This is a genomic window from Corallococcus sp. Z5C101001 (assembly GCF_007352635.1).
GTDB classification, from domain to species: domain Bacteria; phylum Myxococcota; class Myxococcia; order Myxococcales; family Myxococcaceae; genus Corallococcus; species Corallococcus silvisoli.
The window spans coordinates 225,439-247,172 of record NZ_VKLU01000006.1 but is presented as its reverse complement, the minus strand read 5'-3'; the positions used below and the strand labels follow the sequence as shown (position 1 = coordinate 247,172).

The 21,734-nt window shown below is 71.1% G+C and carries 16 protein-coding genes and 1 pseudogene; 4 read left to right on the top strand and 13 right to left on the bottom strand.

Features of this window, described 5'->3' with window-relative positions; all coding sequences use genetic code 11:
* Window positions 1–45: 45 nt before the first annotated feature.
* The 6 genes from FOF48_RS16110 to FOF48_RS16085 form a co-directional block, all read right to left on the bottom strand.
* The gene (locus FOF48_RS16110; RefSeq protein ID WP_186001930.1) at window positions 46–1,464 is read right to left on the bottom strand and encodes a hypothetical protein; all 1,419 of its coding nucleotides are present in this window, start codon (window positions 1,462–1,464) and stop codon (window positions 46–48) included.
* Window positions 1,461–3,311: a chromosome condensation regulator RCC1 gene (locus FOF48_RS16105; protein ID WP_143902558.1), complete on the bottom strand. Its 1,851-nt coding sequence runs from the start codon at window positions 3,309–3,311 to the stop codon at window positions 1,461–1,463. The genes FOF48_RS16110 and FOF48_RS16105 overlap by 4 nt, the downstream gene beginning before the upstream one ends.
* An 814-nt stretch (window positions 3,312–4,125) precedes the next feature.
* Window positions 4,126–4,566, bottom strand: coding sequence for a S26 family signal peptidase (locus FOF48_RS16100; RefSeq protein ID WP_255442254.1), 441 nt, complete (start codon window positions 4,564–4,566; stop codon window positions 4,126–4,128).
* Window positions 4,563–6,428: an ABC transporter ATP-binding protein gene (locus FOF48_RS16095; protein WP_143902556.1), complete on the bottom strand. Its 1,866-nt coding sequence runs from the start codon at window positions 6,426–6,428 to the stop codon at window positions 4,563–4,565. The genes FOF48_RS16100 and FOF48_RS16095 overlap by 4 nt, the downstream gene beginning before the upstream one ends.
* Entirely contained in the window at window positions 6,425–6,946 is a 522-nt protein-coding gene (locus FOF48_RS16090; protein ID WP_143902554.1) for a hypothetical protein, read from the bottom strand. The genes FOF48_RS16095 and FOF48_RS16090 overlap by 4 nt, the downstream gene beginning before the upstream one ends.
* A gap of 8 nt (window positions 6,947–6,954) precedes the next feature.
* Window positions 6,955–7,506, bottom strand: coding sequence for a MauE/DoxX family redox-associated membrane protein (locus FOF48_RS16085; protein WP_255442253.1), 552 nt, complete (start codon window positions 7,504–7,506; stop codon window positions 6,955–6,957).
* An 826-nt stretch (window positions 7,507–8,332) separates the two neighbouring features.
* Here FOF48_RS16085 and FOF48_RS37730 point away from each other — a divergent pair.
* Both FOF48_RS37730 and FOF48_RS37725 read left to right on the top strand, forming a co-directional pair.
* Window positions 8,333–8,392, top strand: a pseudogene (locus FOF48_RS37730) (prepilin-type N-terminal cleavage/methylation domain-containing protein); the annotation flags it as partial.
* A gap of 163 nt (window positions 8,393–8,555) precedes the next feature.
* Window positions 8,556–8,732 carry a type II secretion system protein GspG gene (locus tag FOF48_RS37725; protein WP_370456587.1) on the top strand — a complete coding sequence of 59 codons (177 nt, stop codon included), beginning with the start codon at window positions 8,556–8,558 and terminating at the stop codon, window positions 8,730–8,732.
* Between the two features lie 190 nt (window positions 8,733–8,922).
* Here FOF48_RS37725 and FOF48_RS16070 read toward each other — a convergent pair whose 3' ends face one another.
* The gene (locus tag FOF48_RS16070; protein ID WP_143902550.1) at window positions 8,923–9,396 is read right to left on the bottom strand and encodes a YchJ family protein; all 474 of its coding nucleotides are present in this window, start codon (window positions 9,394–9,396) and stop codon (window positions 8,923–8,925) included.
* Between the two features lie 126 nt (window positions 9,397–9,522).
* Between FOF48_RS16070 and FOF48_RS16065 the strand changes: the two genes are divergently transcribed.
* Entirely contained in the window at window positions 9,523–10,416 is an 894-nt protein-coding gene (locus FOF48_RS16065; RefSeq protein ID WP_143902548.1) for an undecaprenyl-diphosphate phosphatase, read from the top strand.
* A 14-nt stretch (window positions 10,417–10,430) separates the two neighbouring features.
* Window positions 10,431–11,054 carry a CoA pyrophosphatase gene (locus tag FOF48_RS16060; RefSeq protein ID WP_143902546.1) on the top strand — a complete coding sequence of 208 codons (624 nt, stop codon included), beginning with the start codon at window positions 10,431–10,433 and terminating at the stop codon, window positions 11,052–11,054.
* 85 nt (window positions 11,055–11,139) lie between these two features.
* Here the strand turns inward: FOF48_RS16060 and FOF48_RS16055 are convergent, their stop codons facing one another.
* The 6 genes from FOF48_RS16055 to FOF48_RS16025 all read right to left on the bottom strand — a co-directional run bounded on the left by FOF48_RS16055 (window position 11,140) and on the right by FOF48_RS16025 (window position 21,566).
* Window positions 11,140–11,745: a hypothetical protein gene (locus FOF48_RS16055; RefSeq protein ID WP_143902544.1), complete on the bottom strand. Its 606-nt coding sequence runs from the start codon at window positions 11,743–11,745 to the stop codon at window positions 11,140–11,142.
* 3 nt (window positions 11,746–11,748) lie between these two features.
* On the bottom strand, window positions 11,749–14,109 hold the full coding sequence (locus FOF48_RS16050; RefSeq protein WP_255442251.1) for a BamA/TamA family outer membrane protein: 2,361 nt from the start codon (window positions 14,107–14,109) through the stop codon (window positions 11,749–11,751).
* A gap of 132 nt (window positions 14,110–14,241) precedes the next feature.
* Window positions 14,242–15,597 (bottom strand): sigma-54 dependent transcriptional regulator, encoded by a 1,356-nt coding sequence (locus FOF48_RS16045; RefSeq protein ID WP_143902541.1) that lies wholly within the window; start codon window positions 15,595–15,597, stop codon window positions 14,242–14,244.
* Window positions 15,594–16,829, bottom strand: a complete 1,236-nt coding sequence (locus tag FOF48_RS16040) for an ATP-binding protein (RefSeq protein ID WP_143902539.1) — start codon at window positions 16,827–16,829, stop codon at window positions 15,594–15,596. The genes FOF48_RS16045 and FOF48_RS16040 overlap by 4 nt, the downstream gene beginning before the upstream one ends.
* A 522-nt stretch (window positions 16,830–17,351) precedes the next feature.
* Window positions 17,352–18,824, bottom strand: coding sequence for an MBOAT family protein (locus tag FOF48_RS16030; RefSeq protein ID WP_143902537.1), 1,473 nt, complete (start codon window positions 18,822–18,824; stop codon window positions 17,352–17,354).
* Window positions 18,825–18,827: 3 nt separating this feature from the next.
* The gene (locus FOF48_RS16025; RefSeq protein ID WP_143902535.1) at window positions 18,828–21,566 is read right to left on the bottom strand and encodes a GDSL-type esterase/lipase family protein; all 2,739 of its coding nucleotides are present in this window, start codon (window positions 21,564–21,566) and stop codon (window positions 18,828–18,830) included.
* Between the last annotated feature and the right edge of the window lie 168 nt (window positions 21,567–21,734).

The window sequence follows — 21,734 nt, the reverse complement described above, 5'->3', positions numbered from 1 at the left end:
CCAGGCCGCCGGTGCTCGGGCGTCATGGCGCGGGAGCGTTGGCGCTCAGGGCAAGGTCACGGCGCGGGGCGTGGAGACGTTCTTGGGTGCGCCTTCCCCCAGGCCCAGTTGGCCGCTGAGGTTGCTGCCCCAGATGAGCACGGCGTCGTCCCGTGTACGGGCGAGCCCGTGCTGGGCTCCCGCCGCCAGCTCCATGAGCGGTAGGTCCGTGGCCAGGCGCGCGGGCTTGACCCGGGCGTTGGTGTCACCCACGCCGAGCTGGCCCGTGCTGTTGAGGCCCCACGCCCAGGCCGTGCCGTCGCGGCGCAGCGCCCAACTGGAGTTGTTCGCGGCCGTCACCGCCGTGATGCCGGTGAGCTCCAGCACCGGCGTGGGCTGAGCACGGCCCCCGCCGAAACCCGAGTCCCCGTGGCCCAGCTGTCCCGAAGTCCCCGTGCCCCACGCGCGCACGGTTCCATCCGCGAGGAGCGCGAGCAGGTGACTGCGCCCGGAGGCCAGGTGCTCCACCTGCTCGAGGTGGGGCACGCGCTCGGGGGACGCCTGCACGCGCGCCTCCGTCTCACCCGTGCCCAGCACGCCGTCCCGGTTGTAGCCCCAGACGGACACCGTCCCATCGCGGTGCAGCGCCGCCGAGTGTTCGCTGCCCGCGACCACCTGCATCACGTCGGTGAGGTCCGGCACGGCGGTGGGCTGTGTCACCGCCTCGCCCTCCGCCCCCAGGCCCAGCTGTCCGCGCGCGTTGACGCCGAACGCCCACACCTGGCCGCTCACGTCCAGCAGCAGCACGTGCCCGGTCCCCAGCGCCACGCCCACCACGTCCTTCACGCCTTCAATCCGGCGTGCGGCGCCCGCCTGCGCTCCGCCTGCTTCGAGCGAGGACGCCAGCGCGCCGCACAGCCACGCGCTGCCCTCCGCGGAGATCCACGCCGTGGTGTCCATGGCGGACAGCGTGCCCACGGGTCGCTGGTCCTCGAGCGCGAGCGACGGCGTGGGGCGCTCGGCGGTGGTGGTGTCGCAGCGCTGTCCCTGGCCGTTGGCGCCCCAGGAGGCGAAGCGCCCCTGGCGCAGCACGCCGGTGTGGCTCAGGCCCCCGCCCAGCTCAGGCCCCGCGGAGAACGCCACGTCCTGGGTCGCCGTGTTGCCCGCCTCGTCCGTGGCCGACACGTGGAGCACGTGCGAGCCCGGAGGCACGGACAGCTCCAGGGCCAGCGTGGATCCCACCACGGACAACGTCCGGGAGATTCCGTCATCCAGCCACACCTGTACCCGGGTGGCGTCACCCACGTCGCCCGCGATGCGCAGGCGGCTCACGACCAGCCGCTGGCCCGGCCGGGGTGCGTCGATGCGCACCACGGGGGCCTCGGTGTCGGCGGGAGGCGGTGGGGGGACGGAGTCCTCCCCGGGCGGCGGGGAGGAGCCGCCGCACGCGCACAGCGCCAGCAGCAGGGGGACGGTCCACCTCACGGCAGCGTCACCTGGAGGGGCTCGGAGTACGCCCACGACTCCTTGGCGGCGGGGCCACCGCCGACGCAGCCCTTGAAGTTCCATCCCCAGCCGAAGATGGAGCCGTCGCGCCGCACGCTCACCGCGTGGAGCGCGCCCACGCCCAGCGTCGTCACGTTGGAGAGCCCCACCACGGGCGTCGAGGGAGAGGTGAGCGACACCTTGTCGCCCGTGCCCAGCGTGCCGTTGGCGTTCTGGCCCCAGCCGACGACGGTGCCATCCGCGCGGAGGGCGAAGCTGACGGTGCCGTTGGCGAACACGCCCGTGGCCTGGGTGAGGTTCAGCACCGCCACCGGCACGCTGCTGTTGCCGTCCGCGCCGCTCAGGCCCTGGCCCAGCTGGCCGTTCGCGCCCAGGCCCCAGGCGACGACGGTGCCATTGGCGCGCAGCGCGAGCGTGTGGTCCTTGCCCGCCGCGATGTCCACCACGTCCGTGAGGCCTGGCACCTGCGCGGGCCGCGCGTGCGCGGTGCTGTCCTGCGTGCCCAGGCCCAGGTTGCCGGAGCTGTTGCGGCCCCAGATCCACACGGTGCCGTCCGCGCGCAGCGCCACGGAGTGCTCCGAACCGGCGGCCACTTGGATGACGTCCGTCAGGTCCACCACCTTCACCGGCACATCGGAGGCCGCCTTCGTCGTGTCGTCACCGAGCTGCCCCACGTTGTTGGCGCCGAACGCCCACACCGTGTGGTCCTCGGCGAGCACCAGCACGTGCGTGTAGCCACGGACCGCCGTCACCGCGTCCGTCAGCGACGGCACGCGCACCGGGGCGTAGCGGGTCGCCGTGTCCAGCGTGCCGGCGCCGGGGACGCCCAGGCCCAGCTGGGCGTTCTTGTTGTCACCCCACGTCCACACCGTGCCGTCCGTCCCGACCACCAGCGAGCTGTTCTGTCCGAACGCCACCGCGCTCACCGTAGGCAGCCCGGACAGCGGCAGCGGCGAGGGCGAGTACCCGGCCTCCGGACCGGGCTGACCCACGCCGAGCTGGCCCAGGTTGTTGTTCCCCCAGACGTACACCTTCCCGTCGCGGACGAGCGCCGAGTGCGAGCCGCCGCCGCTCACCCACCGGCCGAAGCGGAAGTGGGCCTGCTTTTCGGTGATGTTGCCCGCCGCGTCGCGGGCGCGCAGCACGAGCGTGTTGTCACCGCGCCCGGGCGTGAGCACGAAGGCGAAGGTGCCATCCGGGCCCAGCGTCCCGGCCGCGGACTGCTCCGCGCCGCCGTTGAGCCGCAAGGTGAGGTCCGTGACGCCGACGTTGTCCGTGGTCCGGCCCGTGACGCGCACCTGATACACGGTGAGGTCCTGGCCTTCGGTGGGGCTGGTGAGCACCAGCTCCGGTGCCGCCGTGTCGACCGCGGGCGGGGCGTAGGTGAAGCGCAGCGTCGCCTCCGTGGCCTGGCCGCCGTCGTCCACCGCGCGGAGCGTGACCGTGTTCTCACCGGCCACGGCGTCCACGGGCACCGTCACGGTCTGCTCCGTCTGGCCGCGCGTGACGGGGATGTCCGTCGCCGCGCCGGCGTTGTGCTTCGCGCTCAGCGTCGCGAGCCCGCCCTCCGCGTGCACCACCGCCTGGATGCGCACCGGCGCCTGCTCCACCTGGGCGCCTTCCACGGGCGAGGTGAACGACACCGTGGGGGCGGAGACCTGCGTGCCCGCGTCGGTCGTCGTGCCCGCGTCGGTCGTCGTGCCCGCGTCCACGGTCACGCCCGCATCCCCGTTGCCCGACGGCGGGGTCACCGTGTCATCGCCGCACGCACCGAGCAGCAGCCCCGCCGCCACCCACGCACCCCACATCACCTTGTGTCCCCGCATGGACCCGCCTCGCTCGCCGTTCACGGATTCCCGCTTCGGCTGGATAAATTGAGATTGACTCGCAAAGTCGATTGCTGGGGCGTGTATCGCGGAGGACGGCTCGCGCGCAAGGGGTGGGGATGGGCCTGGTGATTGCGCGAGCACCGGTTTCCGGCGGGGTTTCCGGCCTCTCGGGTAATGGGGGCAGGGTGGCACGAGGCGACGTCAGGGGGGGCGGTGCTCGTGCCAGAAAGACAGACACGACGCCGCACGCGTGGGGCTCGCCGGTCATCGAAGAGCAGGTACGGGCGTTCCTGACAGGTGAATACGGTGAAACGGCGTACGCACTCGCTCTTCACCCAGGGCACCTACTGGTTCATGGCCATGCCGCGCGCATGAGCGATGAACGACTCCGCCCGCTGGTGGAGCGATTCGCACAACTCGTTCGCGAGCACGCCGTCTTCCGAGGAGCCTTCGGAACTATCCGATGCAGATTCCTGACTGCTCCGGCTATCACGCCGCAATCAATTACTACAGCGATGCGGCCCACACGACCCTGATCGGGATCAAGGGTTGCTACTGCGACTCGTGGTCCACCTGGGGCAGGACGTCGGACTTCTCCGAACCCAACCTGGACTGTCAGGCGGTCCGTCCCGGGAGCCTGCGGGCGCTGAACCCTGCGGACAGGCTCTCGTCGCGGACGGCCGCGAGGGCTGCGATAGGGCCGCGACGGAGAACGTGGCGGTGGCACTTGATGACTATCTATCGCCCAAGCCCACGGAGGTGTTCTCGCTGCGTGCACTGCCCCCATCCTCACGTCCAGCGCCTCCGCGCGTCAGAGCCGCACGATGGCGATGAGGGTCTCCGCGTCGATGTAGCCCAACTGCCGTGAGTCCTGGCTCACTGCATTGTCTCCGGACACCACCACCTTGCCGAGAGGGACGCGCGTCTGGCCGTTGGCACCGAGGGCCGCCCGGGCCCAGTCCGGCACCGGGTCTCCCGCCACGGCGGCCACCCGCTTGACGAGGTAGGGGAGCGCTTCATCGCCCAACGTCGCGCGCTGCGCCGCGGGCATCAGGAAGACGACGACATCTGAACGCGCATGGCCTTTCGAACGGTCCAGCCGCCTCGCGACGAGCCGCTGCCCGTCATGCAGCGTGGGCGACATGCTGTTGCCTTGCACCGCGACGACAATCCAGCGGCGTCGCGCCCAGGACGCGACCCCGGCCCCCGCCACGAGAAGCGCGGCCCCCAGGCCCATCGCCATGAGCATCATGCGACCTCCTTCGGGCTCGCCCGTGATGCGACGCGCTCGTCCTGATAGCCGCTCGCCTGGAGCGTGAACAGGCGCGCGTATTCGCCGCCCATCGCCATCAACGTGTCATGCGAGCCCTGCTCGATGAGCTGGCCCTCGGAGAGGACGAAGAGGGTGTCCGCGCTTCGCAGCGCGCTCATCCGGTGGGAGATGAGCAGCCGTGCCCGCCCCTCCCCGTGTCGCGCCAGGGTCCGGTGGATGTGGAACTCGGCGGCGGCGTCCAGGCCGGAGCTTGGCTCGTCCAGCACCAGCAGGTCGACGTCCTCGCGCATCAGGGCCCGCGCCAGCGCCAGTCGCTGCCACTGGCCTCCGGAAAGCGAGACGCCCACCGGCATGTCCTCGTCCTCCCCTTCGAGCACGCGGCTCAGCAGCGTGTCGTAACCCGAGGGGAGCGAGGCGAGCTTTTCGTCGATCTCCGCCAGCCGTGCCACGTCGCGGATTCGCGCCGCGTCCTTCAGCCGGTCCAGGTCCCCCAGGCCGATGTTCTCCGCCGCGGTGAAGTCATACGTCATGAAGTCCTGGAAGGTCGCCGTCATCCGCCGCCGCAGCGCTTGGGCATCCAGCTCGCGGACGTCCACTCCGTCCCAGAGGACCTGGCCGCGCTCCGCGTCATGGAGGCGGCACAGCAGCTTCACCAGCGTGCTCTTGCCGGCACCGTTGACGCCAACGAGTCCTACCGAGCCCCCCGCTGGAATGAAAAGGCTCACCCCCCGCAGCACCCATGGGCCGCTGGCGTCGTAGCGGAACCAGACGTCGCGCAGCTCCATGCCGTGCCGCAGCCGCGCCACCGGACGCGAAGCCTCCGGCGCGCGGACCGGCAGGTCGATGATGTCGAGGTAGTTCTTGAAGGTCTGGACGCTGCGGCTCGCGAACTCGACCTGCGAGAGGAGCCCGTTGAAGGCGCCCTGGATGCCCGCCACGGCCGCGAGGAAGAGCGAGACATCTCCAATCTGGAGCCGCCCCTGGAGCGCGCCCCGGGCGACGATGAAGGCCCCGGCCGCCGCCACTCCGGCGGTGAGCACCGACAGCGCCGCCTGTACGGCCAGCCCCTTGCGGGTCACGGCCATTTCGCGGTCCGCCGCCTTGCGCAGCGATGCCACCATTCGCTCCAGCAGCAGCTCCCCCAATCCGAACAGCCGGCTCTCCTTGGCCGCCCGCACGTCCACCAGCAGCGAATGGTAGAAGTCGCGCCAGCGATACGTCGGCACCAGTGCCGCTGACAGCTCCACCAGCCACCGGCTGCGCACGAGCTGGGCCATCAGGGCCACGCCACCCGCCAGCACCAGCAACAGCGCCATGGGGGGCGACACCGCCAGGACCACGGCGCTCAGCGTCCCCACCGAGACCATCATGCGAAGGATGGCCCTGACGAACTCGATGAGCTGCTGGGGCGCGTCCCGGGCGGCCTCCTCCGCGAGCCGCAAGCGGCCATGGAAGGCGGGATCCTCGAAGTGGTGCAGGCCCTCCAGGGCCGCCACCTTCGCGAAGAGGGAGCGCTCGACCTCGAGGGTGACGCCCCAGCGAATCACTCCGGACAGGTACTCGGAGACGTTGAGGATGGCCATGGAGCCGCCGGCCACCGAGGCGGCGCCCACCGCCAGCGTGAGCGTCCGCTGCGGGTCGGCGAGGTCCCCGCGGCCCAGCTCATCCAGCAACTCCTTGGTGAGCCAGCCGCCCACGGCGGCCACGGAGCCGGTGCACAGCGTGAGGAGGAAGGCGAACCCGGACGCCAGCGGCGCCGCGCGCCACTGGAGCGCCACGGCCGCGCCCACCGTGCGCGACAACTCGCGCAGGGGCCCCCGCTCCCCGTGCGGCTCGCTCATGTCAGGACTTCGTGGAGGTAGTGCCCCGAGGCCGCGACCACGCCCTCGTCGACGAGGACGAGCGTGGGATAGCCCGCCTGTTTGATGGCCCGCGTGACGGAGTCACCCTCGGACAACAACGCCACCCGGGCCATATGCTTCAATGACGCACCCAGTGCCACCGTGTCCGGGTCGCCAGGGTCTCCTTCGATGAACGCCATGAGCGGCACTCCGGGAGGCGACTCGAGGAGCTGCTTGCGCACCGAGGCGCAAGGCCGGCAGCCCGCGGCGAAGAAGCCGACCAGCGTCCGTCCCTCCCGCAGGGCGGCATCCGTAAAGGACTCGCCCTCCACGGTGGTGGCCTCGAAGCGGCCGACCGTATCGCCCTTCTGCGGCAACGCCGGGTCGCGCAGGACGACCTGGTTGGCCACCATCTCCTGAAGCGCGCGCAGCCGACCGACGAGCGCGAGGGTCAGCAACAGGTTGGCCACCACCAGCACGGCGAGGACGACACCACCCACGACAAGCGTTTCGACCATCGGCTGCCTCAGTCTCGTCGGGTTCGCGACAACGCAGCCAGCGACTGCGGTCCTTGAAACAAGAACACCAGATCATCCCAGCGCGTGACGAAGAGCCCCGCCAGGGCGCCGACCGTCCCCGCGATGACGCCCATTCCCACCGCCAGCCCACCCGAGCCGGCCGCGTGGGTCACCGCTCCAATGACCGTGATGGCCAGCAACAGCCCATTGCGAACCAGGTGCGCCGCGCTGACGGGAGCGTTGCTGGCACCGAAGCACCGGCACGCGACCTTCTTTTCCCGGTGAATCACCCACGCGAGCCCCAGCGTGAAGCCCGCCAGCAGCAGCAGCGCCAGCACGTACCCCGCCCCCATGCCCACCAGGAGCAGCAGCGCGGAGGCGGCTTCCGCCAGGATCAACGTGGCCGCCAGCGGCGCCCCGGCCAGAAAGCGCGGAAGGCCAAAGTTCTCGAGTGTCTGGATGAATTCTTCAAAGGGTTTGTGTCCGCGCGCCTTTCCCAACGCGGCGAGCGCGAACACGATGGCCAGCATCAGTCGACAGCCTAGATTGACCGCGTTCAACGGAAGCCCTTGTGAAAACCACGGCTGGACGTGAATGGCTCACATCCAGTCATGGTCATGAAGCAGGAATCAGCAGACAGTGGACTTGACGCAGGGCCCGGTACAGCTGTGGGACAGCCCCTTGGCGGTACAGCACTCGCCGTGGGTCGGAACACAGGCACCTGCGGGAAGCTCGGACAGGAACAACTTCAAGAAGCGGTCACTCAACGCCTTGAGGATCTTCATGGTGTCTCCCTTTCGGTCTACGCCGAGGGGAACCGCTCCCCCGGCGCAGGGTGGAGACTACCTCCTGATGCGAATGTTATGAAAGGGGACATCGTGGAATTCGCGCTTTGGGGGATGACGCAATGCATAGTCATGTGGCGGCTCCCAACAAATGTCAGAGCAGCGGCGGTGCAGGAGCATGATGCGGAAACCGGGGACGAGGAAGCCGAAGGGGACGTCGTCCCTGCGCTCATCGCGGACGCGAAGGCGGCGCAGCTGGTTCTTCCAGGCTAAATGACCACACGCGCTCGATGCGGGTGCCCCCCGGGCAGTACGGCGGCAGGAAGTGCAGCACCAGCCGCTCGCCCAGTGCCCCCAGCGCCTTCTTCCTCTTCTTGCTGGAGTGGGTGGCGGCATTGGCACCCTGAAGCATCCCCTCATTCTCATTTCTCCCTCTGAGCCCGCCTGCTCGGCCGCTCACGGGTTCTCCGAGGGGAAATTTCAAATGAGGAGACTGCCCAGGTCCTCCCCCGGAGCCGGCGCGTGGGGCGCCGTGCCTCCGGGCTCTTCGTGAGGACACGCTGACAGTGGCCTGCGCTGCCAGTGCGTCGGAAAGACAGACATGGACAAACAGCAGCGACGCCGTCGTGGCATGACGTTGATTGAGATCATGGTCGTCATCACCCTCCTGGGCCTCATCGCCGCCGCCGTGGGCGTGGCGGTGATTGGACAGTTGGGCACCGCGAAGCAGCAGCGCGTGACGATGGATTTCGGGGCGCTGGGGGGCGCCCTCCAGCTCTACGCGATACAGAAGGGCCGGCTGCCGGACACGGGACTGCGCGCTGGTGGAGCAGCGGATCCTCACCGCGCTCCCCCGCGACCCGTGGGGCAACGACTCCATGTACACGCTGGACAAGGGGGGCCCGGCCATTCTGTCGCTGGGCGCGGATGGCGCTCCAGGTGGCGACGGTGATGACCGGGACCTCTCGTCACTCGACAGGGACGCGAGGTCCGAGCGGTGACGGAGGGAGAAAAGGATGCTGCCCGAGTGGAGAAGCCGCGATTGGGTGGCGTTTCAGGCCAGAGCGGATTCGAACCGCGAGCCCCATGGTGGTGGAGCCTTACCAGAGCGTGTAGGGCCTCTCCGGCCGGGCAGCACTCCCAGGGACGAGGGCCCGCGAAAATCCTGACGGGGGCTTTTCGCGGTCGCCGTCAGCCCACGGGGAAGGTGTCGAGCGTGAGGGATTCGGGGGACACGGCCAGCTCGCGCGGCAGCTTGAGGACGCCGTCCAGGTAGCGCCAGCCGGTGCCGTCGTGGCGGAAGTCGGAGCGCTCCACGAAGGACTGGTCCTTCCCCTTCTGGAACACCTTGGCGAAGAAGAGGACGCGGGCGAGCCCCGACGCGTCCGGTGGCTGGTGTCCCAGCACCACCAGCCCCGGGTACTGGTGGGCCTGGGCGAAGGCGCGCAGCTCCCGCACGGCGTCCGCTTCTGGACGGGCGCGCATCGGGTGGTCGGGGTGGAGTGTCTTCCACAGGTAGGCGGCGTCGCGCTGGGCGAAGGCGCTGTAGCGGCTGCGCATGAGGCGCTCGGCGTCGGGGGCTTCGGCCTCGCCTCGGTGGAAGGGGGCGCAGCACTGGCGGTAGCGCTGGCCGCTGGAGCAGGGGCACAGGGGGACGGGCGGCATGGAGGGGTGGAGCCTACCCGGGTTCGGAGGCCGGACGGTCGGGTGGCGGACCCGGACGGCGGGGTGGGGAACCTTCGCGCTTGCGGGGCAGGGGGGCAGGGCATATCCCTGGCGCCCACGCCCCCTATGAGCCTGCTTGAAGCCATCGTCCTGGGTCTGGTCCAGGGTCTCACGGAGTTCCTGCCCATCAGCTCCACCGCGCACCTGCGCATCGCGCCAGAGCTGTTCGGCTGGCCAGACCCGGGGGCGGCGTACTCGGCCATCATCCAGTTGGGCACGGTGGCCGCGGTGCTCATCTACTTCCGCAAGGACATCGTCGCGCTGGTGAAGGCGTTCGTCGTGGGCCTGGTGAAGCGCGACCCGTTCGGCACGCTGGAGGCGCGGCTCGCGTGGTTCGTGGGCGTGGGCACGCTGCCCATCGGCATCTGCGGGCTGGCGTTCAAGAAGCTCATCGAGACGCAGTTCCGGTCGCTCTACATCATCGCGTGCAGCCTCATCGTGCTGGCGGTGGTGCTGTTCATCGTGGAGAAGCGCGCGTCGCACTCGCGCACCGTCGCGGACATGACGTGGCGGGACGGCATCCTCATTGGCCTGTGGCAGGCCCTGGCGCTGGTGCCGGGCTCGTCGCGCTCCGGCACGACGCTCACGGGCGGCCTGTCGCTGGGGCTCAAGCGCGAGGACGCGGCGCGCTACTCGTTCCTGCTGTCCATCCCGGCGACGACGCTGGCGGGCATCTTCGAGCTCAAGCACCTGCTGGAGGCGACGGAGCGTCCATCCACGATGGCCCTGGTGGTGGGGACGCTGGTGGCGTTCGTCTCGGGCATGGGCGCCATCGCCTGGCTGTTGAGCTTCCTGAAGCGGCGCACCACCTTGGTGTTCGTGGTGTACCGCATCGCGCTGGGCGTGCTGCTCCTGGGGCTGTTGCAGGCGAGCGTGCTCAAGCCGATGTCCGGCGTGGAGAACCTGGCCACGCCCGAGGCTCCAACCAAGCCGCCCGTGGAGAAGCAGGTCACGGATTGAGGAAGGGGTAGGTCGTGCGCGTGGAGGTCCTGTTCGATGCGCTGGAGGCGCGGCTGAAGGCGAGGCCGGCGCGGACGTTCGAGCTGCCTGGCCGGGCGCTGCGCGAGGCCGCGGTGCTGCTGCCGCTGTTCGAGCGGCAGGGCGTGCCCTACGTCCTCTTCACCCGGCGGCCCACGAACCTGCGCACGCACGCGGGCCAGTACGCGTTCCCGGGCGGGGGGCAGGAGGCGCGGGACGTCACCCCGCTGGAGACGGCGCTGCGCGAGACGGAGGAGGAGCTGGGCATCGCGCGCGGCGACGTGCGCGTCCTGGGCCTGCTGGACGAGACGCCGACGACGTCGTCGTACCGCATCCATCCCTATGTGGGCGTCATCCCCGGTGACGGGAAGTACGTGCCGAATCCGATGGAGGTGGACCTGGTGCTGGAGGTGCCGCTGGCGGCGCTGCTGGACCCGTCCATCGTGCGCGTGGAGCGCCACATGTGGGAGGGTTTGGAGCACGACGTGCACTTCTACACGCACGGCGAGCACGTCATCTGGGGCGCCACGGCGCGCATCCTGCGCAACTTCCTTCAGCTCGTGGTGGACGTGCCGGACGTGCGCGACCTGCTGGACGCTCCCCTGCCTGCCGGTCCCTGAGCCGCGCGGCCCAGGGGACGTTTCTTGCGAGGCGCTGGAGAAGGCGCCTGCCGCGACCGGAGAGGGCATCGCGCAGGCGCCGCTCTCAAGGCTGCCGGCTCACGTCGCAGCGGGTGGACGCCTGCCGCGCGAGGTCCTCCGCGACGGAGCGCAACAGGCTCCCCAGCAGTGGTGTCCGGACCTCGGAGTCCGCGTCCGGCGCCTCCCCCTGGGTGAGCCACCGCGCCATGCGGCCCAGGCTGGCGGCCGTCACGACGTGCAGCCGCACCTCCACCTGCACGAAGAAGTGCTCGTCCGTGGCCACCCGCGCATCCAGCGTCCAGGCCACGCGCTCCAGCTCCAGCGTGCCCACGCCTTCCGTCAGGAGCCGTCCATCCAGCAGGTAGCTCGCGCGGGTGAACGCGAGCACCTGGGTCACGCGCGCGCTGTCCACGCGCGTGTCGAACCAGAAGGCGCGGCGCCGCCAGAGCGTCAGCTCCACCTCCAGCTTCCCCGCGAGGCCCAGGCGGATCAGCCGGTCCAGTTCGGGTGAGATGAAGGCGCTCGCCTCCGGCCGGACCACCACGCGCCGTCCGGAGACCGTCGCGGTGCAGGAGGCGGAGGCCTCCTCCGCCCGAACACCGGAGGCGAGCAGGCCCGCCGCGACGACGAGCGCCGCGCCACGCCTTCGCTGTGTCTCGAACCTTCCCATGGCTCAGAAGGTCCGGACGAAGAGCAGCCGCGCCTCGGGCGTGACCCGGACCTGGTCGTCGATGCGCCACGCGGCCTCGAAGCGCACGCCGTCGCCGAAGTGGAAGCTGCCGCCCAGGCCCAGCTGCGCGTCCGTCCACGCCCCCGCGGTGTGCACCGAACCCAGGTCCGCGAAGACGCCCAGGCCGTGCCAGCGGTACTCCGCGCTTGCCAGCACCGAGCTGTCGCCGTCGCGAAACTCCTTGAAGCCGAAGCCGCGCAGCGCGCTCCAGCCGCCCAGCGCCTCCTGCTTCTGGAGGGGCAGGTTGTGGCCCGTCGCGGCCCGCAGGCGCAGGCTCAGGCCGGTGTGCCAGCTGACGGGCATGTCCATGGCGACGTCGCCCACCAGCTTCCAGAAGCGCTCGTTCTGGCCGATGGCTCCAGGGCCTTCGCCCACCTCCAGCGTCACGAAGCCGCGCAGCGAGGGGTCACGCTTCCGGCGTTCGAGGTGCTCGAAGAGCGGCGTCTCCGGCGTGCGGAAGAGGGAGCCCACGCGCGTGTCGCGCTCCGCGTTGCCGCTGTACTCCAGGCGCACCACCGCCGAGCGGAAGCGCCCTTCGTTCACCGGCGCGTTCGGGAAGGGCGCGGTGCCGCGCCGGAAGAGGCTGAGGGGTGGAGTGAAGGACTGGAGCGTGCTGGCCGTGTCTCCACGCACCTCCACGCCCGCGAGCCACGCCCGCGCCCAGCGCCAGGTGGCGAAGGCCACGAAGCCCTGGCGGCGGAAGTAGTCCCGGTCCGGCCGGTTGATGAGGAACGAATAGAAGTACGAGTCGAAGTCGCCCAGCCGCCAGCGGTCGAGCGTGTCGATGAAGTCGTGCGCCTGCGCGCCCAGCTCCGCGAGCCCCAGCGCGGGCAACTGCACCTTGACGCCTCCCAGCAGGTTGACGTGGCGCTGACGGCGGGTGCCTTCCGGATCATCCGGCAGGCGCTGCCCGCCCAGCCGCAGGGGGATGAAGAAGGCCCCCTCCAGCGTCGTGTGCACGCGGTCCTTGGAGTCGAAGAAGCGCAGGCTCGCGGAGAGCCCTGGCGCGAAGCCCGTCACCTGCGTGTGCACGGGCAGCAGGTCCACGTCCAGGTCCGGACGCCGCGGGCGCATGTGCACCACCAGCCGCTTCCCCTCCAGGGTGAGGCCATCGCTCCCGCCGTCCCACCCGTGGAAGAGGCGCCGCCAGCCCACCTCGAAGTCCACGTGCTCGCGGCGCCGCGACTCGCGCCGCGCCTCCTCCTGCGTGCGGAAGCGCCGCGTGCCGTCGGCGTCGCGCTCCTCGACGATGCGCACGCTCCCGCGCCGCTCCTGGAGGTCCTCGCCCTCGTCGGCCCTCAGGAAGGGCAGCCGCGACTCCAGCCGCTCCATGGCGCGGCGGGCATCGCTGCGCAGGAAGACGTCGCCCGGCTCCAGGCCCAGCGCTTCTTGGACGCGTACCGCCATCGCCGCGTCCACGCCCCGGACCTCCACGGCCTCCAGCTGGCCCTCGTCCACCTTCACGACCAGCCGTCCCTCGGGGGACAGCGTGGCGCTCAACGTCGCCAGCAGGTAGCCATCGTCCTCCCGGAGCGTGTTCAGCGCGCGCTCGAGCGCGGCATCCAGGCCGCCCAGCATGATGCCGGGGCGGAACGTTCCGGCCTCCGTGCGCGCCAGCCACCGCCGGGGCGGGCGCGGCATCGGACACGGGGTGACGACCCTCAGCGTCCCGCGGCGCTTGTGGAATCGCAGTGTGGCGCTCTGCTCCTCCGGGTCCTGCGCATCGTCGACGCCGGGGAAGCGCGACGGCAGCACGAGCAGCGCGTCCCGCAGCTCGTCCGGGCGGAGGTCCTGAAGGCCCTCGAACTCCACCGAGGTGACGGTGGGGTTCTCCGTGAGCAGGACCTCGAGCATGGCCGGCCCCTGCTCGCTGACGCGAACGCGAGGCTCCACGCGGGCGAAGAGGCCGGTGCGCGCCAGCCGATGCAGCAAGGTCTGCACCTCGCTGCCCGACAGGGCTCGCGTGTCGTCCGCGGGCGGCGCTCCCACGAGCTTGCGCACCTGCGTGTCGGTGAGCCGCTGGAGCCCGCGAAGCTCCATCCCCATGGGGGTGAGGCCCCGGCCGTCGACCTCCACCTGCGTGGGCGCGAGGACCTTGGCGTCCGTGAACGCCCCGTCATCGTTGTTGAAGGAGTCGGGACACGTCGAGGTGTCGGAGTCCTCTCGCGCTTCGTCTGCCGGTGGAGGACGGGGCGCGGTGACGGCGTCCGGCATGCCGGCATCCGGTGGGGGTTGGGCCAGGGCCGCGAGCGAGACGAAGCAGAGTGCCAGTGCGAGACGGTTCATGGCGGGAGGCAGGAGCATGCGCCGTTCCAGGCAGGGGCCCACGGCAAGTGCCCGGAACGACGAAGGGCGATGGGGTCGGCGGATGTCATGGACACATCCGGATGTCATGGGCGGTTGTGGCGGTGACATCACGCGGCTTCCGCGTCCCGGTCAGGAGGAGAGGGGCAGGCCCAGGGCCTTGATGCGGCGGTAGAGGTTGCCGCGGTCCACCTGGAGGAGGCGCGCGGCCCCGGCGATGCTCTCTCCCTCGCGGAGCGCGGCGCGGATCAGGTCCCGTTCGAAGTCCTCCACCTGTTCGCGGTAGCTCTTGTCGCCCAACGTCCTGCGCGGCGCGGGCGTGGCGCTCGTGGGCGAGGCCACCACGTCCGGGCGCAGCTCCAGCGGGCCGTCGCCGCGGAGCAGGTTCAGCCGCTCGATGACGTTGCGCAGCTCGCGCACGTTGCCGGGCCACGGGTAGGCGCGGAGCGCGGCCTCCGCTCCCGGCGCGAGCACGAGCGGCGTGCGGGGCCCCGCGAGCTCCGCGGCGAAGACGCGCGCGAGGGGCAGCAGGTCCTCCGGACGCTCGCGCAGGGGCGGCAGGTGCAGCGGCAGCACGTTGAGTCGGAAGAAGAGGTCCTGCCGGAAGCGGCCCTCGCTCACCGCGCGGCCCAGGTCCTGGTGCGTGGCCGCGAGGATGCGCACGTCCACGGGCACGGGCAGCGTGCCGCCCAGCCGTTCGACCTGACGGGTCTCCAGGACGCGCAGCAGCTTGGCCTGGAGCTCCAGCGGCATGTCTCCCAGCTCGTCCAGGAACAGCGTGCCGCCCTGCGCCTGCTCCACCCGGCCCACCCGCCGTGACACCGCGCCGGAGAAGGCGCCGCGCTCGTGGCCGAACAGCTCGCTCTCCAGCAGCGTCGCGGGGATGGCCGCGCAGTTGACCGCCACCAGCCGGCCCTTGCGTCCGGAGGCCTTGTGCAGCGCCTGCGCCACGCGCTCCTTGCCCGTGCCCGTCTCGCCGGTGATGAGCACCGCCGAGTCGCTGGGGCCCACGCGCGCGATGAGCTGGCGCAGCGCCTCCATGGCCGGGCTGTCGCCCACCAGGTGTCCCGGCCGGGCCAGCGCGTCCAGCAGCCGTTCCCGTTCCTCGCGCAGCGCGCCCAGCGCCAGCGCGTTGTGGATGGCGGTGAGGAGCCGCTCGGGAGAGGGGGGCTTCTCCACGAAGTCCGTGGCCCCCAGCTTCAGCGCCTGCACCGCCTCCGACGGAGAGGCCTCTCCCGACAGGACCACCACGGGCACGGACAGCGGCTTGGGCAGGCGCGCCAGCAGCTCCAGGCCTGTCTCGCCCGGCATGCGCAGGTCCAGCAGCATCAGCGCGAAAGGCGCGTCCTGCGCTTCGAGCAGGCGCATGGCGTCCGCGGTGGAGCGGGCCTCCAGGGGGGAGAAGCCCTCGTCCTCCAGCAACCCGCGCACGGCCCGGAGCACGCCGGGGTCGTCGTCGACGAGGAGGATGCGGGCCCCGGGCTTCACGCGGCCACCCCGGAGGATTCGGAGGAGGGAATGCGCGGCAGCGTCACCTGCGCCTGGGTGCCACCTTGGGGGCCCGGCTCCAGGCGCAGGGTGCCGCCATGTTCGTGGGCGATCTTCTGCGCGATGGGCAGGCCGAGTCCGCTGCCACCGGGCTTGGTGCTGAACAGCCCTCGGGTGAGGACGGGGCCCTCCAGCACGCCGGAGACGCCGCTGCCGCCGTCGCGCACGGTGACGTGCACGCGTCCGTCTTCCTCCGTGTGGAGTGCGACGCGCACGGGAGGTGCGTTTGGCGGGGAGGCCTCGGTGGCGTTCTTCACCAGGTTGCCGAAGAGGCGGCGCAGTCCGTCCGGATCCGCGAGCAGCGACACGTCCTCGCCGGGCTCCAGCACCACGGGCACGGGGGAAGTGCCCGCGTACAGCGTGCACACCTCCGCGAGCAGGACGCGCAGCGACACGTCCTGGAAGCGGGGGGCGGGGAGGCGGGCGAAGGTGGAGAAGCTCTGGGTCATGCGCATGAGCAGGTCCACCTCTTCTTGGAGGAGCGCCACCGCTTCGGTGAGGCGCGCGGGGTCGGGCGGGGTGCTGGCATCCTGCCGGGACAGACGCGCGAGGGAGAGCTTCATTGCGGTGAGGGGGTTCTTCAGCTCGTGGGCGAGGGCGCGTGCGACGTCCTGCCACGCGGCGATCTGCTCGGCGGCCTTGAGGCGCTCCTGTTGGGCCAGCAGCTCGTGGCCCATGCGGTTGAACTGGCCCATCAGGAACTGGAGTTCGTCGCGCGCGGGTTCGGGGACGGGGAGGCGGACGGACAGGTCGCCGCGCGAGTAGGCCCGCATGCCCTCCAGGAGCGTGGACATGGGGCGGGTGAGCACGCGGCCGAGGAGCACCGCGGACACGGCGAGCACGACGGCGGCCACGATGCCGACTCCGGCGATGAAGACGGGCACGCGGCGCACGAGGGCACGCCGCGCCAGCTCCGCCTGCGCCAGGTTCAGCCGCGCCTCGTCGAGGGTGTCCGGTGGCAGGCCGCGGCGGATGAGCTCCTCGGACACGCCGTCCAGTACACCCTCCACGGGAGCGATGGAGACGGAGAGCACGCGCTCCAGCACGCCTTGGGCGAGCGCACCCAGCAACGCCAGCGGGATGAGGCCCGCGAGCAGCATCACCGCCAGCAGGCGTCGGCGGAAGCGGGACGGAGGCGGGGACGGACCCCTCTGCGGCGGTGCACGGCGCATGGCACGGTGTTCATACCGCAGCTGCACCAGCACAGGGGATGTGGAGGGGATTCACCTCGGCCTCGTTCCACTGGCATTCTGGATGGGTCGGCTTGTTTCAACGAGGCAGGTCAAGAAGCCATGGAGGTTTCATTGCGGCGCGCGCTTCTCCTGGCTCTCGTATCCGGACTGGCCGGTGCGAGTTCCAGGCTCTACTCCCTGCGCTCCGAGCTTCAAGATGGTGGAGTCGATGGAGGGGTGAGCGCTCCTGTCGAACCTGTAAATACGACTTACAAGTTGCCGCCTCGTCGAGTTCACCCTCCGCGAAGATGTCCTTCAGGTGCAGGGTGACGTTCTGCGGGGTCGTTTGGAACAGCTCCGCCATCTGTGCCTGGGTCAGCCAGAGGGTCTCTCCCTCGAAGCGGCACTGGATGCGCGTTCGCCCATCTTCGGTCTGGTAGAGGATGAGCCCGGAGCTGCTGGCCTCGTTGGTCATGGGGGGCTCTTCAGCGTGCGTCCCAGGCCCCCATCAACCGTCGAAGGTCAGAACTGGAGATACACGTACGGCCGCGTCTCCATCGTGGAGAGCTGCTTGATGCCCAGCCCCAGCAGCACCAGCACCACCGCCCGCGCGGGCGCCGGCAGCTTGAGGAACGCGAGCGCCGCGACGTCGTAGACCTTCATCGGCACGGCGTGCGCCGCCACCGCGATGGCCAGCACGCTCCACACCAGCGGGCCCACGTTCGCCAGCCCCGGGATGCCCTGCATCATCCGCGCGTAGAACTCACTCGCGTGCGCCATGTCCGGCGCCCGGAACACCACGCGCGTCAGCACCACCAGCGTGAACGTGGCCAACATCCCGAACGCCACGCGCACCGGGCCCGGCTCCTGCTCCTTGCCCTTGAACCACCACCAGCACCGCACCGCGCACAACGCCACGCCGTGCACCGCGCCCCACACCGCGAAGCGCCAGTCCGCCCCGTGCCACAGGCCGCCCAGCACCATCACCATCATCAGGTTGAAACACACCCGCGCCTTCGAGCGCCGGTTGCCGCCCAGCGGGATGTACAGGTAGTCCCGCAGCCACGACGACAGGCTCATGTGCCAGCGGTTCCAGAACTCGAACAGGTTCTTCGCCAGATACGGCCGCGCGAAGTTCTCCGGGAACTTGAAGCCGAACAGCGTCGCCACGCCAATCGCGATGTCCGAGTACCCCGAGAAGTCGTAGTACAGCTCCAGCGTGTACGCGACCGCCGCCACCGCGCACTCCGCCGACGAGTACGCATGCGGGCTGCTGAACACCGGATCCACGATGCCGCTGCCCAGCACGTCCGCGATGACCAGCTTCTTCACCAGCCCCACCGCGACGCGGAACAGCGCCTTGTTCCCGTCATCCGACGACAGCGTGGGCACCTCGCGGAAGTGCGCCATCAGCTCCGACGCCCGCACGATGGGCCCGCTCAGCACGCGCGGGAAGAGCAGCATGTAGAGCAGGTGCTCCACGAACGAGTGCTCCGGGCTCGCCTTCCCCCGGTACACATCCACCGTGTAGCTGATGGACTGGAAGACGAAGAACGCCAGCCCCACCGGCAACAGCAGGTGGAAGGGCTCCGTGCGCACCTCCACGCCCCAGGGGCCCAGCAGCGACACCGCCGTCTTGCGCAGCAGCTCCAGGTACTTGAAGCCCGCCAGCAGCCCCAGGTTGGAGACGACGGACACGACCACCAGCAGCTTGCGCACGCCCGGCTGGTCCGTGCGCCCCATGCCCTTCACCAGCAGGTGGTCGACCGTCACGCCCGCCAGGAAGATGAGGAGCGGCAGCAGCTTCACCGCCAGCACCCCGACGGGCAGGCCGCCCGCGAGCTCCGGCAGCGAGACCTGCAGGAACGACGCATACACCAGCAGGCTGGCCCCGAGCAGCACCAGCATGCGCGGCCAGTAGTACCGGTGCACCGCCCAGTAGAGGGCGAACACCCCGATGACGAAGACGACGTACTGGAGGCTGTGGGACAGCACGGCTCAGGGCGCTCCCGCGGCGGAGGCTGTCGGCTCGCCGCCCTTCTTCTTCGTGGACTCGTACGCCGCCATCAGGTCCTTCACGAACGCGTTCGCCAGCACGCCGTAGCCCGCGGGCGTCAGGTGCACCCCGTCCGAGTGGCCCAGCGGCTCCGGCTGCCGCTGCCAGCGTTGCATGGCGCGCTCACCGCCCATGGCCGCTCGCGCGGACCAGTACGCGCACCCCGCGTCCTTCGCCACCTGCGGCACCGTCGCGAGCACCTTCCCCAGCGACGGCGCCTCCGCCCACCGGCCGTCCGCGTCCTGCTCGAGCCGGTCCGTGGGGCCGATGATCAGGCACTCCGCGCCCGTCGCCTTTCGCAGGCGCGACACCAGCGCCGCGTAGTCGTGGCGCAGGCCGTCCGCGTCCAGGCCCGGCAGCTCCGCCTCGTTGGTGCCGTACCAGAACACCAGCAGGTTCGGGCGGCGCGCCGAGAGCTGCGCGTCCAGCGCCGCCGCGTCCATGTCCCGCGCCGTGAAGACCGTGGCGCCGGGCAGGCCCAGCGCGTCGTACACCAGCCCTGGCGTGTCGTACTCCAGCGCCGCGCCCAGCACCGTCGCGCTCCCGCCACCCTCCGGCACCGTCACTTGCACCGTGTGCGCCACGCCCGTCACCGGGAAGGAGCGGATGCGCACCGTGGGGTGCGTCAGCGGTTCAGGAGGCGGCGCTTCGGGGGGAATCGCCTCGCCGTCCACCGTGATGTCCGGCGACGCGGCGCCCGGCGCGTCCAGCGCGTACAGGTCCAGCCGGCCCTGCCGGTCCTTGTCCGCAGCGCAGCCTTCGCAGAAGGAGATGCCCAGGCTCGCGCCGGGCGCGCCCACCGCGCGGATGCCGGTGAGGCCCCAGAGGCCGCCTGGCGTGCTCCTCGCGTCCTCCACCGTCCACGGGCCGTCCAGCGTGCGCGACACGTGCGCCGCCTTAAGCCGGGGCGAAGGCTTGCCCGCCGCGATGAAGCCCCGGCCCGCGTCGCCAAAGCGCTTCGTCAGCGCGTCGCGGACCGCGTCGGAGAAGAAGTGCGCCGCCGTGTGCGACGCGCCCAGCTGCGCGATGCCCACGCGCAGCTTCGCGCCGGAGTCGCGGCGGGCCAGCGACTCGAAGGTGTGGAGCAGCGCGGGCGTGGCGTTCTGCAGGCCGCTCAGGTCCGTGCCCGGCACGTGGGGCGGATGCGTGCGCGCGAAGGCCCGCTGCAACGCCAGGTCGAAAAGGTGGCCCAGCAGGTTGGAGCCGCGCACGCGCGGGTGCACGAGGTCCTCCAGCATCAGGCCGGACTCCAGCCACTTGAGCGCGGAGCCCTCGCCGCCCATCGCCGCCAGCGTGTCGTAGAAGGCGCAGCCGCCGTTGCGCGCCTCCTCGCGGAACACCTCCGTCACCTCCGCCGAGTGCCGGCGCGTGACGAGCTCGCCGCTCATCGTGCGCACGCCCGCGTCGATGGGCGACATCACGAGGCACGCCGCGTCCGGCACCGCCGAGCGCACGCGCGACACCAGCTCCTTCATCTGCGAGCGGACCTCGTCCACCGTGGTGCGCTCGCGCGACAGGAAGAACGCCTCGTTGCCGCCCACCATCAACACCACCAGCGACGGCTTGCGGTGCTTGAGCTGCGCGCGGAACGCCTGGGGCTGCGCGCGCAGGTACACCTCCGCCATGCCGCCCAGCAGGCCCACCGTGTCGTAGACGACGCCCGGCGTGCCCGACTCCACCGACACGCCGTGCAGCTCCGTCTTGCCGCTGGCGGTGAGCGTCAGCGTCTTCGCGCCCTCCGGGAGCCTCAGCCGGGCGAAGGCCGCCTCCGACTTGGGGCCGAACGCGCGCGTCTGGAGGCGCTGCGTGTTCTTGCCGTCCACCGCCACCTGCACGGCGCCATTGGCGGGCTGGGCCAGGAAGAACAGCTCCGCCTCGCGCGCGCCCTCCACCGAGTAGCGGGTGGCCTGCGCCGGTCCGCTCGTGGAGAAGGCCACGCCCGTCCATCCCACGCGGTCCTTGGGCCAGTGCGTGTCCACCAGCCGCTCCATCTTCCAGCCGTCCGTGCTCGCGGTGCCCGCGCGCGTGGCGCGGCCGGCGCTCGCCAGCCGGTGGATGTAGAGGAAGCCCGGGCCGCCCGAACCGAAGCGCTCCTGGAGCCGGTCGCGCACCAGGTCCGTGATGTAGTCCGAGGCGATCAGCGAGTCGCCCAGGTGCACCACCCGCACCGGCGTGCGCCGCGCGTCCGAGCGCAGGTCCCCGAGCGCCCGCATGAACGGCGCCAGCCCGTCCTCCTCACAGGTGCCGTCCGCGCGCGCCTTGCGGCAGTTGAGCTCGATGTCCACGTGCTTCGCGCCCATGCGCTCGCGCAGCGCCTCCAGCTCCAGCGCGTTCGCCAGGGTGGGGGCGCTCAGCTCCTCCAGGCCGATGCCGGGCACGGCCGGGGCCTCGCCCACGACGGGGCCCGCCTTGGGGTTCGTGTCGTTGACGGCGGTGTCCGCCTCCGCGAGCGCGGAAGCCGGGGCGTCCGGCGCCAGCGCGTCGGCGGGTGGACGCGGGGCCTTCACCCCGCGCAGGGACGCGGGCAGCACGAGCGCCGCCAGCTTGGGCCCGAGCGAACCTTCCTGTCGAAGGGTGGGGAGGGGGCGGAACTTCTCCGGCAATGGCGCCAGGGACAACCCCACCGCCAGGAGCACGGTGAAGGCCAGCGTCCATCCGGTGGATGTGGGCTTGAGGCTCAACGCCGGGGCATGAGACTGGCTTTTCGGGGGCGGGTCAAAACTCTGCCCACATTGTCGCGCCCCATCCCTTGGGGGGCAGGCGGCCGGGCCCCCTTTCGCGGGCGGCGCGAAGCGCTATGGTGCGCCGCCGTTCGCGCCGGGTGTGGCCCGGCGTGTCCCTAGGAGCAC

Coding starts and splice junctions, on each gene's coding strand:
- FOF48_RS16050 (WP_255442251.1), bottom strand. CDS start 14,109: ATGCTCCTGCCTCCCGCCATGAACCGTCTCGCACTGGCACTCTGCTTC.
- FOF48_RS16040 (WP_143902539.1), bottom strand. CDS start 16,829: ATGCGCCGTGCACCGCCGCAGAGGGGTCCGTCCCCGCCTCCGTCCCGC.
- FOF48_RS16055 (WP_143902544.1), bottom strand. CDS start 11,745: ATGGGAAGGTTCGAGACACAGCGAAGGCGTGGCGCGGCGCTCGTCGTC.
- FOF48_RS16065 (WP_143902548.1), top strand. CDS start 9,523: ATGAGCCTGCTTGAAGCCATCGTCCTGGGTCTGGTCCAGGGTCTCACG.
- FOF48_RS16095 (WP_143902556.1), bottom strand. CDS start 6,428: ATGAGCGAGCCGCACGGGGAGCGGGGGCCCCTGCGCGAGTTGTCGCGC.
- FOF48_RS16105 (WP_143902558.1), bottom strand. CDS start 3,311: ATGCGGGGACACAAGGTGATGTGGGGTGCGTGGGTGGCGGCGGGGCTG.
- FOF48_RS16070 (WP_143902550.1), bottom strand. CDS start 9,396: ATGCCGCCCGTCCCCCTGTGCCCCTGCTCCAGCGGCCAGCGCTACCGC.
- FOF48_RS16090 (WP_143902554.1), bottom strand. CDS start 6,946: ATGGTCGAAACGCTTGTCGTGGGTGGTGTCGTCCTCGCCGTGCTGGTG.
- FOF48_RS16100 (WP_255442254.1), bottom strand. CDS start 4,566: ATGATGCTCATGGCGATGGGCCTGGGGGCCGCGCTTCTCGTGGCGGGG.